At 59.7% G+C, this 15,079-nt stretch carries 13 protein-coding genes; 6 read left to right on the top strand and 7 right to left on the bottom strand.

Annotated features, from left to right (window positions below; translation table 11 throughout):
• Positions 1 to 280 precede the first annotated feature (280 nt).
• From NV64_RS07250 to arsH, 3 genes are all read left to right on the top strand, one after another.
• A complete protein-coding gene (locus NV64_RS07250) occupies positions 281 to 1,255 on the top strand; it encodes an IS110 family transposase (protein ID WP_056241533.1) in 975 nt (324 codons plus the stop codon).
• 188 nt (positions 1,256 to 1,443) lie between these two features.
• The gene (locus NV64_RS07245; protein ID WP_056241537.1) at positions 1,444 to 1,779 is read left to right on the top strand and encodes a helix-turn-helix transcriptional regulator; all 336 of its coding nucleotides are present in this window, start codon (positions 1,444 to 1,446) and stop codon (positions 1,777 to 1,779) included.
• Positions 1,776 to 2,498 carry an arsenical resistance protein ArsH gene (gene arsH, locus NV64_RS07240; RefSeq protein ID WP_101505621.1) on the top strand — a complete coding sequence of 241 codons (723 nt, stop codon included), beginning with the start codon at positions 1,776 to 1,778 and terminating at the stop codon, positions 2,496 to 2,498. The genes NV64_RS07245 and arsH overlap by 4 nt, the downstream gene beginning before the upstream one ends.
• A gap of 43 nt (positions 2,499 to 2,541) precedes the next feature.
• Here the strand turns inward: arsH and arsC are convergent, their stop codons facing one another.
• The 3 genes from arsC to NV64_RS07225 form a co-directional block, all read right to left on the bottom strand.
• Complete coding sequence (gene arsC / locus NV64_RS07235) at positions 2,542 to 2,970, bottom strand: arsenate reductase (glutaredoxin) (RefSeq protein ID WP_056241541.1); 429 nt, start codon at positions 2,968 to 2,970, stop codon at positions 2,542 to 2,544.
• Between the two features lie 47 nt (positions 2,971 to 3,017).
• A complete protein-coding gene (locus NV64_RS07230; RefSeq protein WP_101505620.1) occupies positions 3,018 to 4,301 on the bottom strand; it encodes an arsenic transporter in 1,284 nt (427 codons plus the stop codon).
• Between the two features lie 72 nt (positions 4,302 to 4,373).
• Positions 4,374 to 4,727 carry a metalloregulator ArsR/SmtB family transcription factor gene (locus NV64_RS07225; RefSeq protein WP_056241548.1) on the bottom strand — a complete coding sequence of 118 codons (354 nt, stop codon included), beginning with the start codon at positions 4,725 to 4,727 and terminating at the stop codon, positions 4,374 to 4,376.
• A 614-nt stretch (positions 4,728 to 5,341) separates the two neighbouring features.
• Between NV64_RS07225 and add the strand changes: the two genes are divergently transcribed.
• Complete coding sequence (gene add, locus NV64_RS07215; RefSeq protein ID WP_101505618.1) at positions 5,342 to 6,349, top strand: adenosine deaminase; 1,008 nt, start codon at positions 5,342 to 5,344, stop codon at positions 6,347 to 6,349.
• Here add and araC read toward each other — a convergent pair.
• The 4 genes from araC to NV64_RS07195 form a co-directional block, all read right to left on the bottom strand.
• Positions 6,346 to 7,266 (bottom strand): arabinose operon transcriptional regulator AraC, encoded by a 921-nt coding sequence (araC, locus tag NV64_RS07210; RefSeq protein ID WP_056241554.1) that lies wholly within the window; start codon positions 7,264 to 7,266, stop codon positions 6,346 to 6,348. The genes add and araC overlap by 4 nt on opposite strands.
• A 13-nt stretch (positions 7,267 to 7,279) precedes the next feature.
• Entirely contained in the window at positions 7,280 to 8,260 is a 981-nt protein-coding gene (araH, locus tag NV64_RS07205) for an L-arabinose ABC transporter permease AraH (protein WP_056241558.1), read from the bottom strand.
• Positions 8,261 to 8,275: 15 nt separating this feature from the next.
• Positions 8,276 to 9,799, bottom strand: coding sequence for an L-arabinose ABC transporter ATP-binding protein AraG (gene araG, locus NV64_RS07200; RefSeq protein WP_101505617.1), 1,524 nt, complete (start codon positions 9,797 to 9,799; stop codon positions 8,276 to 8,278).
• Between the two features lie 200 nt (positions 9,800 to 9,999).
• A complete protein-coding gene (locus NV64_RS07195) occupies positions 10,000 to 10,983 on the bottom strand; it encodes an arabinose ABC transporter substrate-binding protein (protein ID WP_056241562.1) in 984 nt (327 codons plus the stop codon).
• 358 nt (positions 10,984 to 11,341) lie between these two features.
• Here NV64_RS07195 and NV64_RS07190 point away from each other — a divergent pair, with 358 nt between their 5' ends.
• The gene (locus NV64_RS07190; protein WP_101505616.1) at positions 11,342 to 13,027 is read left to right on the top strand and encodes a ribulokinase; all 1,686 of its coding nucleotides are present in this window, start codon (positions 11,342 to 11,344) and stop codon (positions 13,025 to 13,027) included.
• A gap of 12 nt (positions 13,028 to 13,039) precedes the next feature.
• The gene (gene araA, locus NV64_RS07185; protein ID WP_056241567.1) at positions 13,040 to 14,533 is read left to right on the top strand and encodes an L-arabinose isomerase; all 1,494 of its coding nucleotides are present in this window, start codon (positions 13,040 to 13,042) and stop codon (positions 14,531 to 14,533) included.
• Positions 14,534 to 15,079: the final 546 nt, after the last annotated feature.

Genomic DNA, 15,079 nt, shown 5'->3' with positions numbered 1-15,079 from the left:
GATCGACGCGATCGTTCGCACGCTTTAGCCCTGTAGCACCCTCCGCTCCCCCTCCCTTGTATCTAACATTAGGTAGTGATTAGCTACCACTACACGGAAGCAGAATGCGCCTGGCCCTTCCCTGAAGATCAGTTATCTCAGTAACTGAATCTTGCTTTGCAGCTAACAGGCCTCTGCTTCCCCTTTCACGCCAGCACAGTACGTTGAACGGTTACCGGGAGCTCGACTCCGAATGAACAAGGCGAACAGGCGTGACGGTTAATGTGAGAGGAGAATGATTATGTTTCCTGTAGGCATAGACGTAAGTAAAGCGACGCTGGACCTGTGCATGCTGTATGACGGCATGCAGGGTCGAATTAAAACGAAGAAGATCAAGAATGATAGCAGTGCTTCACTCGCTATCTTTGCCTGGCTCAGGCGTCAGCATTGCGGGCCGGAAGACATTCACTTTGTGATGGAAGCCACGGGTGTCTGTCACGAAAAACTGGCCACGGCGCTGCATGACGCCGGTGGATATGTGTCGCTGGCCAATCCCCATCGCAGCCGTGAATTTGCCCGGGGGTTGGGGATCCTGACTAAAACGGATAAGGTGGATGCATACATGCTGGCATGCTATGCACTGCTTAAAAAACCGCACCGATGGATACCCCCGGCCCCCGAGATACGCCACCTTAAAGCGCTCCTTCGTCGCCGTGATGTTCTGGTCAGCGATGTCGTCCGGGAAAAAAATCGTATGGAAAAGTACGAGAGCACCGACACGCCGGCAGAAGTAATCAGCTCATCGCTACACATGTTGCAGGTACTGATGCAGGAGGTGAAGGATACCGAAAAACTCGTCACCAGGCATATTCTGGCACATCCTGACCTTAAGCGTGATTATGAACTTTTGACGTCTATTAAGTCTGTTGGCCCACAGCTGGGTACCCACATGCTGGTTGTGTTGCGAAGTCATGACTTTAAATCGGCAGAGCAGGCAGCATCTTACCTGGGCGTAGTACCGGTCGAGAAACGGTCAGGAACGTCAGTGCGGGGGCAGGCAAGAATGTCTAAGATAGGTCCGCCACAACTCCGGGCCAGACTCTACCTGTCTGCGCTGTGTGGAAAAACTCATAACCCCAGGATGCGTAATATCTATGATCAGCTGTGCCTCCGGGGCAAGCCTAAAATGGTGGCGATTGGCGCCCTGATGCGGAAACTGGTTCACTGGTGTTACGGGGTGCTATGTTCAGGCAGAGAATTTTCGTTCACCGGCTGAGGCCTCGAGACAGCCTGATATACAAATTTGTGGGAAAACCAAAAACGATCCTACGTTAGGCCTGTTTCATCTGCAGTTTTAACGTGCAGTGCTCAGCAGACGTTTCCATACTGATTATTTAACATCAGAAGTACGTATATTGGCTATAATAATTCCATTATTCTGGAAATATAGTTTAAAGAGGTATTATGGACCTGGACATTGCAGCCAGCGCGTTAAAAGAGCTCGGCCATCCTACGAGGCTGGCCGTTTACAAAATGCTGGTTAAGGCCGGACACCGCGGACTGCCGGTCGGTGATTTACAGAAGCAGCTGGATATACCAGCATCAACGCTTAGCCATCACCTTTCAGCGCTGATATCTGTCGGGCTTATCCGTCAGGATCGTCAGGGCCGCACGCTGTTTTGTCTGCCACAGTATGAGCGACTGGAGCAGTTGCTGGCCTTTCTCGTCGAGGAGTGCTGCAGCGGGGATAATGGATGTAGCCTGACCCTGCCAACAAAGTTAACAGAGAGAACCGAATGAATCTGATGGATATGACGCTACCCAATATCGATGCTGATCTGCTTGATGCACCGATTACAACCGCAAAACTGGCCACTGACGAGCCAGCCCACGCCCCGCGTATATTGATGCTGTACGGTTCAGTTCGCGAACGCTCTTTCAGCCGGTTATCCACGGAAGAAGCTGCCCGCCTGCTGACGGCGATGGGCGCTGAAGTCAGGATTTTCAATCCATCCGGGCTGCCACTTCCCGACGACGCCCCTGAAACACACCCTAAAGTTACTGAACTGCGCGAACTGGTGCTGTGGTCTGAAGGCATGGTGTGGTGTTCACCAGAGCGCCATGGCGCAATGACCGGCGTGATGAAAGCGCAGATTGACTGGATCCCACTTTCAACCGGAGCGGTGCGGCCGTCGCAGGGCAAAACGCTGGCGGTGATGCAGGTCAGCGGCGGCTCTCAGTCATTTAACGCGGTTAACCAGATGCGCATTCTTGGCCGCTGGATGCGCATGATCACCATCCCTAACCAGTCCTCCGTGGCAAAAGCCTGGGCGGAATTCGACGAAGCGGGACGGATGAAGCCCTCGGCATATTACGAGCGCATCGTGGACGTGATGGAGGAATTGATAAAGTTCACTGTTCTGACGCGCGGTCGCAGCGATTATCTGACCGATCGCTACAGCGAGAGAAAGGAGAGCGCGGAGCAGCTCTCAGCCAGAGTTAACCAGCGCAGCATCTGAAAAAAACCGGCGTTACGCCGGTTTTCCTTTTCATTATGTCTGATTACTGGTTGACGCGTATACCGTCCGCGTCAATCACCACTTCACCATCTTCCTTGGTGAATGGGCCTTTCTGCGGGGCAGGCAGAATGTCCAGCACAACTTCGGAAGGGCGGCAAAGCTTCGTTCCCAACGGCGTCACCACTATCGGACGATTGATCAGAATCGGGTTAGCCAGCATGGCATCCAGCAGCTGTTCATCAGAAAAGCTGTCGCTGGCGAGTCCCAGTTGTTCATAGGGATCAGTGTTTTTACGCAGCAGCGCCCGCACGCCGGTTCCCATCGCTTCAATCAGCGCCTGCAGAGTTTCACGTTCAGGTGGAGTTTCAAGGTAATGAATAACGGTAGGTTCCGCACCGCTGTTGCGGATCAGCGCCAGCGTATTACGCGAGGTGCCGCAGGCGGGATTGTGATAAATAGTGATGTCAGACATGGTAAAACCTCGTGAAATGGGGCTGCATACGCCGCCCCGGATTATCATCAGACAGACAGGCGCAGCGCGAGCGCTGCAAGCGTAACGGTCAGTACCGGCAGCGTCATGACGATGCCGACCCGGAAGTAGTAGCCCCAGCTGATGCGGATGTTTTTCTGTGACAGTACGTGCAGCCACAGCAGCGTTGCCAGGCTGCCAATCGGCGTGATTTTCGGTCCAAGATCGCAGCCGATGATGTTGGCGTAAATCATTGCCTCACGCACGACACCCTGCGCAGCGCTGGCATCAATGGAAAGTGCACCAATCAGCACCGTTGGCATGTTGTTCATGACTGATGAGAGGAGTGCGGTGAGATATCCGGTTCCCATCGCCGCCCCCCATACACCGGAAGTGGCAAAATCGTTAAGCAGCCTGGTCAGATATTCCGTCAGTCCGGCATTACGCAGTCCGTAGACCACCAGATACATGCCAAGTGAAAACACCACTATCTGCCAGGGGGCGTTGCGCAGCACTATGTGGGTATCGATCACATGGCCGCGCCGTGCGACCAGCCAGAGGATCAGCGCACCAATGGCTGCAACCAGACTGACCGGCACGCCGAGCGGCTCGAGCGCAAAGAACCCCGCCAGCAGCAGAACGAGGACTACCCATCCGGCGCGGAAGGTGCTGATATCACGAACGGCCTCACGCGGCGTTCTGAGCTTAGCCTCATCATACTGCGCGGGGATCTCCCTGCGGAAAAACAGGTGCAGCATGGCAAGAGTCGCCAGCACCGAAGCGATATTGACCGGCACCATGACCGAAGCATAATCGCTGAATCCCAGATGGAAAAAATCAGCTGAGACGATATTGACCAGGTTAGACACGATTAGCGGGAGGCTTGATGTATCAGCGATAAATCCCGCCGCCATCACGAACGCCAGCGTTGCACCCCGGCTGAATCCGAGTGCGAGCAGCATAGCAATCACGATCGGTGTCAGGATCAGCGCCGCGCCATCATTAGCAAACAGCGCTGCTACCGCCGCTCCCAGCAATACAATATAGGTGAAAAGCATCTTTCCGCTGCCGCCGCCCCAGCGAGCTACGTGCAGCGCCGCCCACTCAAAAAATCCTGATTCATCCAGCAACAGACTGATGATGATCACCGCAATAAACGTGGCCGTTGCGTTCCAGACAATCTGCCAGACCACGGGAATATCACCGATATGAACCACACCGGTTACCAGCGCCAGCGCGGCTCCGGCAACTGCGCTCCATCCGATACTGAGCCCGCGTGGCTGCCAGATAACGAGTATCAATGTAAAAATAAAAATTGCACCTGCCAGCAGCATGCTACCTCCGTTTTTAAGTCTTGAAAGCCTTCAAACACATTCGTTAAAATGAATGTGTTTGAGTAAATTTTTTTACAGGCAGACAGCCCTGCCGTTGGTTGTGGCATGATCCAGCTGCGTATGACCGGCCAGTTCACGAATTTCGTCACGCTGGCTCAGCCACGCCTGCTCGATGACAGAAGCCGCCCATACTGGCATGTGTGGTGACAGGCGGTAATGGATCCACTTTCCGTCCCGTCGGTCGCTGAGTAATCCGCTGGATCGGAGCATTGCTAGGTGGCGTGAAATTTTAGGCTGAGGTAGTTTCAGTGCCCCTGTGAGTTCACACACACAGAGTTCTCCCTTTTCTTTGAGAAGCAGCACCAGCGTCAGGCGTGTTTCGTCTGAAAGGCTTTTAAACAGTTGTAGTGAAGTCAGAGCTAACATGTTTCCTCACGGCTCAGGGAAATCCAGAGATCTGTTCAAGAGCATAGAGCAAAAACACATTCACTTAAAGGCATATGTATAACGGATTGTAATTCAATCCTCCGCTGAGTGTTGTGCCCTCAAGCCAGGCAGGTATGCACAACCTGCCTTCTGTATGCCGCGTCAGCGGCATGGAGGCGCCAAATGAACTTGCATATAGTTAAGAGCTTAAACGGCGCCGTACGCCCGGCGTAGCCGGTTACAGGGCTGTAAATGCCTGCCGCCCATACCCTCTCCCTGCCAGGCCTGACAAGCGTTCTGCAACGAAGAATCTCAGGTAATCCCGTCAACCCCGGTGAGCGGGCTTTACGGCGCTTGCGACGTGAAGGGCGTGATTTCCGGGGCCTTAGCGCCGGCAGCTTGCTGCCGACGCTTAGGGGGATGTACACCTAAACTTTAAGCGACTTGTATGGAACTTAACACAGTAGCTGATAACCTTATTAAGCCGGCAAGCCGTCTTATTCCGCCGATTAATCCAGCAATCAGGCCAGCCGTTGCGCAATTTGCTGGTATTGTTGCGCAAAGAGTTTTTATAATGCTCTGCACTTAATTAATCACATAAAAAGAGTGCCGACATGATCGATTCCCAGCTGCCCCTTACCGATATTCATCGCCATCTTGACGGCAATATCCGCGCACAGACCATCCTCGATTTAGGCCGTGAGTTTAATCTGACCCTGCCCGCCAGCACGCTGGAGCAGCTTCGCCCGCACGTGCAGGTGATGGAGACCGAGCCGGACCTGGTCAGCTTCCTGAACAAGCTGGACTGGGGCGTGAAGGTGCTGGGTTCGCTCGACGCCTGCCGCCGGGTGGCGCTGGAGAACGTCGAAGACGCGGCGCACGCCGGCATCGACTACGCCGAGCTGCGCTTCTCCCCCGGTTATATGGCGATGACCCACAACCTGCCGGTAGCGGGCGTGGTGGAAGCGGTGATCGACGGCATTAAAGCCGGCGTGGCGAAGCACAATATCGACGTGCGCCTGACAGGGATTATGAGCCGCACCTTCGGCGAAGACGCCTGCCTGCGCGAGCTGGACGCGCTGCTGGCGCACCGCAGCGGCATTACCGCGCTGGACCTGGCCGGTGACGAGCTGGGCTTCCCCGGCGAGCGTTTCCTCAGCCACTTTACCCGCGCGCGTGACGCCGGGCTGCGTATTACCGTACACGCCGGTGAAGCGGCAGGCGCGGCGAGCATCTGGCAGGCGATCCGTGAGCTGGGCGCCGAGCGCATCGGCCACGGCGTGAAGGCGATTACCGACCCGGCGCTGATGGACTACCTGGCCGAACACGGCATCGGGATGGAGTCCTGCCTGACCTCGAACATTCAGACCAGCACCGTCGCCTCGCTGGCGCAGCACCCGCTGAAGGCGTTCCTCGATCACGGCATTCTGGCGACCATCAACACCGACGATCCGGCGGTTCAGGGCATTGAGATCGGCCACGAGTACCGGGTGGCCGCCCCGGCCGCCGGCCTGAGCCAGCAGCAGATACGCACCGCGCAGGAAAACGGTCTGAAGATCGCCTTCCTCAGCGACGCCGAAAAAGCGGCGATCCGCAAACGCGTGGCGGATCGTCAGGTTTAGCCTTCATTCACCCGGCGCGGCGGGTGCCAGGTCTCCTGTGCCACCAGCGCATCGTGCGCGTCGAGGCTGCGGCGGCGGAAGTCGCTGGGGCTGACCCCGACCCGCTTACGGAACACCCGTGAGAAGTAGAGCTGATCGTCGTAGCCGACCTCGCGGCCGATGCTGGCGATCGGCTCCTGAGTGGTCTGCAGCAGCAGCCGGGCGCGGATCACCCGCTGATCTTCCCGCCAGCGCAGCAGATTAACCCCCATCTGTTCGCGGAACAGGTGCGCCAGGCGCGATGGCGACAGGCAGACGTGCTTCGCCACGTCCTCAATTTTCACCTCGGCCGCCAGGTTGCGGGTGACAAACTGGCAGGCCTCCACCACCCGCGCGTCGCGGATCTGCTGATGGCTGCGCGGGTCCTCCTCCACCGCGCGCAGCAGCAGCCGCTCCAGCAGGTTCATCGCCAGCTCTTCGGCAAAGCGCCGCCCGGAGTTGTGCGTCTGCTCAATGCCGGCAAACAGCCGGTCAAACTCCTCGCGCAGCGACTCCGGCAGCCGCAGGCGGCCGACCCCCTGGCCGTTATCCTGCCACTGCAGCCAGTCGTTCCAGTAGGCGCGCGGGCGGAAGTAGACCCAGCGGTGGTGCCAGGCGTCGCTGCCCGGCGAACGGCCGTAGAGGTGCGGGGTCTGCGGCTGAAACAGCAGCAGATCGCCCGGCTCGCAGTCAAACTCGGTTTCGCCGTCAAACACCTGGCCGCGCCCCTTAATGGTCAGGTTAAGGATATAGCCCTTCATGCCGTGCGGACGGTCGATAAAGAAGTCGAGCGGCCCGTCGGCGGCGATCGGCGTCAGTCCTGCTACCAGCCAGGCACCGAACTGATAACCGGGCAACAGCGGGTTGGACTGCGCCACCGGGGCCAGACGATGATACATAGCGCCTCCTTAATCAGGCCTGTTTGGCTTTCTGTTTGTAGCGGTCGAAGACCACCGCCGCTAACAATATCAGACCGCGCACCACGTACTGTGAGAACGGCGAGATATTGAGTAAATTCATCGCGTTTTCAACGGTGCCGAGGATCAGTACCCCGGCGATCACGTAGGAAATTTTACCGATGCCACCCTTCAGCGACACGCCGCCGAGCACGCAGGCGGAGATCACGATCAGCTCATAGCCCAGCGAGGTCATCGGCTGGCCGCTGGTCATGCGCGAGGCGAGGATAATGCCCGCCGCGGCGGAGACCAGTCCGGAGAGAATAAAGATGATAATGCGGGTGCGTACCACCGGCACGCCGGCCAGCCGCGCCGCCTCTTCGTTACCGCCGATCGCCAGCGTGTTGCGGCCAAAGGTGGTTTTATTCAGCAGGAAGGCAAACAGCGCCAGGGTGATGATGGTCAGCCACACCGGAGCCGGTACGCCCAGCCAGCTGGCGTAACCGAGGGCGAAGAAGCGTTCGTCTTCGATGCCCACCGCCTTACCGTCGGAGAAAATATAGGCCAGACCGCGCACGATCTGCATGGTTGCCAGGGTGGTGATCAGCGCGTTGATCTTCAGTTTAGCAATCACAAAGCCATTCACAAAGCCGCAGGCAACGCCGAGCAGCAGCCCGGCCCCCACGCCGATCCACAGGCTTTCGCTGAGGTTGATCACCACCGCGCAGGTGACGCCCGCGCAGGCGATCACCGAGGCCACCGACAGGTCAAAGTCGCCGGAGGCGAGGCAGAACAGCATGCCGCAGGCGACCATGCCCGACATTGAGATCGCCAGCCCCAGCCCCTTCATATTGATCAGGCTGGCGAAATTAGGCACAAACAGCGTGCAGGCCAGAAACAGCGCGGCGAACACCACCAGCATGCCAAAGTTGTCCCAGATGCGCCCGAGGCTGAAACGCTTCGCTGCCGCAGGGCCGGAGGTCGTGGTTACAGACATAGTTTACTCCTGAATTCAGGCCACCCGGCTGGCGGGTTTGGCGGTTTTAGGCATGGCAAGGCTGAGGGTCAGGGCTTCGGTGGCGTCGTCGTGCGCCAGTTCGCCGGCAATTTCGCCTTCGCGCATCACCAGGATACGGTCGGCCAGCCCCATCACCTCCGGCAGATCGCTGGAGGCAAACAGCACGGCAATGCCGCGTTCGGCCAGCGCGTAGATCAGCTGGTAGATTTCGTTTTTTGCACCGACGTCGATGCCGCGCGTCGGCTCGTCGAGCAGGATCACTTTCATCTCTTCCGACAGCCAGCGGCCGAGGATCGCCTTCTGCTGGTTGCCGCCGGAGAGGTTCATAATCAGCTGCTCTGCCGACGGGGTACGGATCTTCAGCGACCTGATATGCTCACCGGCGTTGCGCGCTTCCCAGCGTTTGTCGATCAGCCCGCTGGCGGTGAGGTTGTTGCGCCGCGCGCTGATGTTGATGTTGTCGCGCACCGAGTGCACCGGGATGATGCCGTCCGCCTTGCGGTCTTCCGGGCAGAGCATAATGCCGGCGCGGATTGCCTCAATCGGCTCGCGAAGCGTGACGTTGTCACCGTCAAGCTTCAGCTGGCCCCCCGTCAGGCGGGTGGCACCGAACAGGCCTTTCATCAGCTCGCTGCGCCCGGCACCCACCAGGCCAAACAGGCCGACGATCTCGCCGGCGCGCACGCTGAACGAGATCGGGCAGCGCACGCCCTTCGCCTGCACCGCCTCCAGCTGCAGCCTTACCTCGCCGTGCGGGCGCGGACGGTAGCCGTAGATATCGCCGATGTCGCGGCCGACCATCGCCTGCACCAGCTGGTCGTTGTCGGTGGTGGCCATATCGGTAAAGGTGCGCACGTAGCGGCCATCCTTAAACACGGTAATCGCGTCGCTGAGGGCGAAAATCTCCTCCATGCGGTGCGAGACGTAGAGCACCACCCGCCCTTCGGCGCGCAGCTGGCGGATCACCCGAAACAGCTGGTCGATCTCGCGGGCGGAGAGCGAGCTGGTCGGTTCATCAAAGGCGATCACCCGCGCGTTGCGCGCGAGCGCCTTGGCGATCTCGACCATCTGCCACTGGCCGAGGGAGAGATACTTCAGCGGCAGGTCCGGGTCGATATCCATGCCCAGCGCCTGCAGCTGCACCCGCGCGTCGGCGCGCAGGCGGGCGTGGTTCACCAGCCCGGCGCGGGCGGGCAGCTGCCCGAGGTAGATATTCTCGGCGACGGTCATCTCCGGCACCAGGTGCAGCTCCTGGTAGATAATCGCCACGCCGGCGTTGAGCGCCGCCACGGTAGTGGGGAATTTGACCGGCTGTCCCTGCAGGCGGATTTCACCGGCGCTGGGCTGATAGCTGCCGCTGAGGATTTTCAGCAGCGTCGATTTACCGGCGCCGTTCTCACCCATCAGCGCGTGCACCTGTCCGGCATGGCACTCAAAGCCAATATCCTGCAGCGCCTTAACGCCCGGAAAGGTTTTGCCAATGCCGTGAAAGCTGAGATAAGCAGGTTGTTGTTGCATAACCACTCCAGCCAGAATGCGGGTTGCCCCGCCGGTACCTGACGCGGCCTTGTATAGCCGCGCGTTGCGTATTGCTTCAGCTGACCGTCTGCCGTGATGCGCAGGCGTTCAGCTGAAGCGCTTTATCCGTTCTGCCCGGCCCCGGGCAAACCGGCTGGCGTGTGACCCGGCCATAATGTGACAGGGTCACACACCCCCTCTTACATCAGCCCTTTTTTCGCCAGTTCGGCTTTAAAGTTGTCGCGGGTGATCAGCACCACGTCGGTGACTTCGGTGAATTTCGCCGGCTCGGTGCCGCTGGTGACCCAGTCATGCAGCATCTTGATGCTGCGGTAGCCGTGCACGTCCGGGCTTGGCAGCAGCGAGCCGTAGAAACCGGTGGCCTGGCCCTTCGACAGCTCGCTGACCGCGTCAACGCCGTTGATGCCGATGCCGATCACGTTGCTGCCCTTAAAGCCCTGGCCCTCGGTGGCGCGCACGCCGCCCAGCACGGTGTTGTCGTTCATACCGACGATCAGCCAGTTTTTCACTTCCGGATGCTGCACCAGCAGCGAGTTGCCGGCGTCAAACGCGCCGGGGATATCGTTGGATTTGGTCGGGATCTGGTAGATCTGCTTCTCCGGGAAACCGGCCGCCTTCAGCGCGTCCATCGAGCCGCCGGTGCGGCGACGGGCGGTGTCCAGCTCGTTGGCGGTAATCGCCATCACCGCGGTCTCTTTCACGTCCCAGCCGCGCTTCTGCATCTCTTTGTACAGCTCCTGGCCCTGACGCTCGCCGATTTTGGTCGCCGCCATCATCACCAGCGGTACGGTGTCCATCGGTTTGCCTTTGGCGGTGACGAACTGATCGTCAACGGCGATCACCTTCAGGTTATAGCTGCGCGCCTTGGCCATAATCGCCGAGCCGAGTTTCGGGTCCGGCGTACAGATCACAAAGCCCTTCGCGCCGCTGGCGGCCAGGCTGTCGATGGCGTTCAGCGTTTTTTCACCGTCCGGCACGGCGATTTTAATCACCTCAAAGCCCAGTTCCTTACCGGCCTTGTCGGCGAATTTCCATTCGGTCTGGAACCACGGCTCCTCCGGCTGCTTGACCAGAAAGCCCAGTTTCATGGTTTCGGCGATAGCGGATTGTGACATAACGGCGGCGAAACCAATCGCGGCCAGCGTTTTAGTGAATTTGTGCATGAGGCTCTCCGGCTCAGTGCCCGCATCAGCGGGTTTGTGTAAACGGTATCAATCGGATGAACGAAATTTTTTACGCCTGCAAACATTAGGTTATCCCGATGCCGACGGCCTGACGGTGCGGGGATGCGCTAGTTTTAGCCGCTGGGGAGAAATAATTTGTAGAGCGTTATCACATCGCGGGATTACAGCTATTTTGTCCATGCATTCAGCCGTTTTAACCGCCACGTAACATTTGAAGCCGGTCACATAACCCGTCGATACGACAGAAAAGTGCATATTTGCAGCCAGCGATGCCTAACGGCTTACGCCCAGGTTTTCCAGGATAGAGGCAACCTTTTCTCGTCTGTGGAGAACCCCTATGCATCAGGATGCGATTACCCTCGGCCTCGACTTTGGCAGCGACTCGGTGCGGGCGCTGGCGGTGGAGTGCCGCAGCGGTCGCGAGCTGGCCAAACACGTGGTGGCCTACCCGCGCTGGCAGGCCGGGCGCTACTGCCGGCCGGCTGATAATCAGTTTCGCCACCATCCGCAGGACTATATCGACGCGCTGGAGCAGGCCATTCGTGACGTTGTCACTCAATTAAGCCCCGCGCAACGCGCCAGCGTGGTTGGCATCGGCGTCGATTCAACCGGCTCCACCCCTGCCCCAATCGACCGTGAAGGCCGGGTGCTGGCGCTACGGCCGGAGTTCGCCGATAACCCCAACGCGATGTTTGTGCTGTGGAAGGATCACACCGCCATTGAAGAGGCGGAGGCGATTACCCGCCTGTGCCACAGCGGCGAGTTTGCCGACTACTCGCGCTTTATCGGCGGCATTTATTCCTCGGAGTGGTTCTGGGCGAAAATTCTGCACGTCAGCCGCGCCGACGGCGCGGTGCGTGAGGCCGCCGCTTCCTGGGTGGAGCTGTGCGACTGGGTGCCGGCGCTGCTGAGCGGCACCACCGCCCCAGCAGTTCTTAAACGTGGCCGCTGCGCCGCCGGGCACAAGTCGCTGTGGCACCCGCTGTGGCAGGGGCTGCCGGAGGCGCGCTTCCTTGAGGCGCTGGACCCGCTGCTGACCCGCGATCTCGACTACCCGCTGTTTAACGATACCTGGACCGCCGATCGCCCGGTCGGCCAGCTGACCGCCGAGTGGGCGGAACGGCTCGGGCTGCCGCAGACGGTAACCCTCTCCGGCGGCGCGTTTGACTGCCATATGGGCGCCGTAGGTGCGGGCGCGAAGCCCTATACGCTGGTCAAGGTGATCGGCACCTCCACCTGCGACATTCTGATCGCCGACGCCGATCGCGTGGGCGAGCGGGCGATTAAGGGCATCTGCGGCCAGGTGGACGGCAGCGTGATGCCGGGAATGATCGGCATGGAAGCAGGCCAGTCGGCGTTTGGCGATATGTACGCCTGGTTCAGCCGCCTGCTGGGCTGGCCGCTGCAGCAGGCGGCGGTGCAACAGCCCGAACTGCGCCCGCAGCTGGAGGCGCTGCAGAAGGGGCTGCTGGAGCAGCTGACCGCCGCCTGGGCCGCCGATCCGCAGCTCGATCACCTGCCGGTGGTGCTGGACTGGTTTAACGGCCGCCGCACGCCGTTTGCCAACCAGCGCCTGAAGGGGGTGATTACCGACCTGAACCTCGGCACCGACGCCCCGACGCTGTTCGGCGGCTTTATCGCCGCCACCGCCTTTGGCGCACGCGCCATTATGGAGTGCTTCGAGCAGCAGGATATTCCGGTGGAGCAGGTGCTGGCGCTCGGCGGCATCGCGCGTAAATCACCGGTGATCATGCAGGTGTGCAGCGACGTGATGAACCGCCCGCTGGATATCGTCGCCTCCGACGAGTGCTGCGCGCTGGGGGCGGCCATTTTTGCCGCCGTCGCCGCCGGCGTCTATGCCGATATCCCTACCGCACAGGCCGCGATGGCCAGCCCGATTGAGCGCACGCTGCAGCCCGACGCCGCGCGCGTGGCCCGTTATCAACAGCTTTATCAACGTTACCTTGAATGGTGTGAACTGGCTGAACCACAGTTTGCCCCGCAACCGTCGTCCGTCAGTTAAGGAGTGGTCTTTATGTCCCAGCATGTATGGTTTGTGATTGGTACCCAACATTTATACGGCGCGGAAACCCTGCGCCAGGTGGAGCAGCACGGTCAGCAGGTGGTCGACGGCCTGAATCAGAGCGGCGCACTGCCCTTCACCCTGCGGCTGAAGCCGCTGGTCAAGAGCCCGGACGAGGCGCTGGCGCTGTGCCGCGACGCCAGCCACGATACCCAGTGCCTGGGCGTGATTACCTGGCTGCACACCTTCTCGCCGGCCAAGATGTGGATCGGCGGGCTGGCGGTGCTGACCAAACCTCTGTTGCAGTTGCATACCCAGTTCAACGCGGCGATCCCGTGGGACACCATGGATATGGACTTTATGAACCTGAACCAGACCGCCCACGGCGGCCGCGAGTTCGGTTTTATCGGCGCGCGGATGCGGCTGCCGCATCAGGTGGTGACCGGCCACTGGCAGGATGCCACGACGCAACAGCGCGTGGCGCAGTGGATGCGCGGAGCCGCCGCGCTCCAGGCCAGCCAGCAGCTGAAGGTGGCACGCTTTGGCGACAATATGCGGGAAGTGGCGGTGACCGAAGGTAACAAGGTTTCGGCACAGATCCAGTTTGGCTATTCGGTCAACGGCTGGGGCGTGGGCGATCTGGTTGAGGTGGTTAATCAGGTGTCGGACGGCGACGTCAGCGCGCTGATCGATGAATATGAGAGCCGCTATACCTTCTCCGCCGTGGCGGCTGCGGGCGGCGAGAAGCGCCAGCACGTGCTGGACGCGGCGCGCATTGAGCTGGGAATCAAACGTTTCCTCGACGGTGAAGGCTGCCGCGCTTTTACCACCAATTTCCAGACCCTGCACGGCATGAGCCAGCTGCCGGGGCTGGCGGTACAGCGCCTGATGCAGCAGGGTTACGGCTTTGCCGGTGAAGGTGACTGGAAAACCGCCGCGCTGCTGCACATCTTCAAGGTGATGGCGGGCGACCGGCCGGGTGGTACGTCGTTTATGGAGGATTACACTTATCACTTTGCGCCGGGCAACGATCTGGTGCTCGGCTCACATATGCTGGAGGTGTGCCCGTCGATTGCCCGCGAGGCGAAGCCGCTGATCGATGTGCAGCCGCTGGGCATCGGCGGTAAGGCCGATCCGGCGCGTTTGATCTTCTCTGCCCCGGCCGGCCGTGCGGTCAACGCCAGCGTGATTGACCTCGGCGATCGCTTCCGTCTGCTGGTCAACGTGGTGGATGCTATCGATCAGCCGCAGGCGCTGCCGAAGCTGCCGGTGGCCCGCGCGCTGTGGAAGGCGCAGCCGTCGCTGGCGACCGCGTCGGAGGCCTGGATCCTCGGCGGCGGCGCGCACCATACGGTGTTCAGCCAGGCGCTGACGGTGGAGGATATGCGCCTGTACGCCGAGCTACACGGTATTGAGGTGGTGGTGATCGATGAGGAGACCACCCTGCACGGCTTCCGCGATGCGCTGCGCTGGAACGAGGCGTACTACCGGTTGAATCAGCGATAAGCTGCGGCTGGTGATTAAGACGAAACCCACCTTGAGTGGGTTTTTTATCCCTTTCTCAGATCGGTTACTCTTCTGGCTATGATGTTGCTGTTTAAGGGCATCGCTTAGCGTATCGGTGCCGGGTGCGGCTATTCACGTTGCTGTTTTAAGGGCATCGCTTTTTGTTTATGCGCCGGGTTCGGCCGCTGGCGACAGAACGCCGGGACGCCGTTAATTTTTTAAAGCCCAAAAAACGGGCTTTAAAAAACAATCCATCCCTGGAGGCTCGGATGCCGCATCCGTGCGGCATACGCCCGGCTAACCTGCTCGCCAGCGCCCTTCCTTGTAAGCTATTGTTTTGCTGTCTTAAAGGCATCGCTTCATATACTGGTGCCGGGTTCGGCCGCTGGCGACAGAACGCCGGGGCGCCGTTAATTTTTTAAAGCCCAAAAACCGGCTTTAAAAAACAATCCATCCCCGGAGGCTCGGATGTCGCATCCGTGCGGCATACGCCCGGCTAACCTGCTCGCCAGCGCCCTCCCTTGTAAGCTACTGTTTTGCTGTCTT

The organism is Erwinia sp. B116 (assembly GCF_002865965.1).
In the GTDB taxonomy this organism is placed as follows: domain Bacteria; phylum Pseudomonadota; class Gammaproteobacteria; order Enterobacterales; family Enterobacteriaceae; genus Erwinia.
The sequence above is the reverse complement of the archived record's forward strand: the minus strand, read 5'-3'. Positions and strand labels throughout refer to the sequence as shown.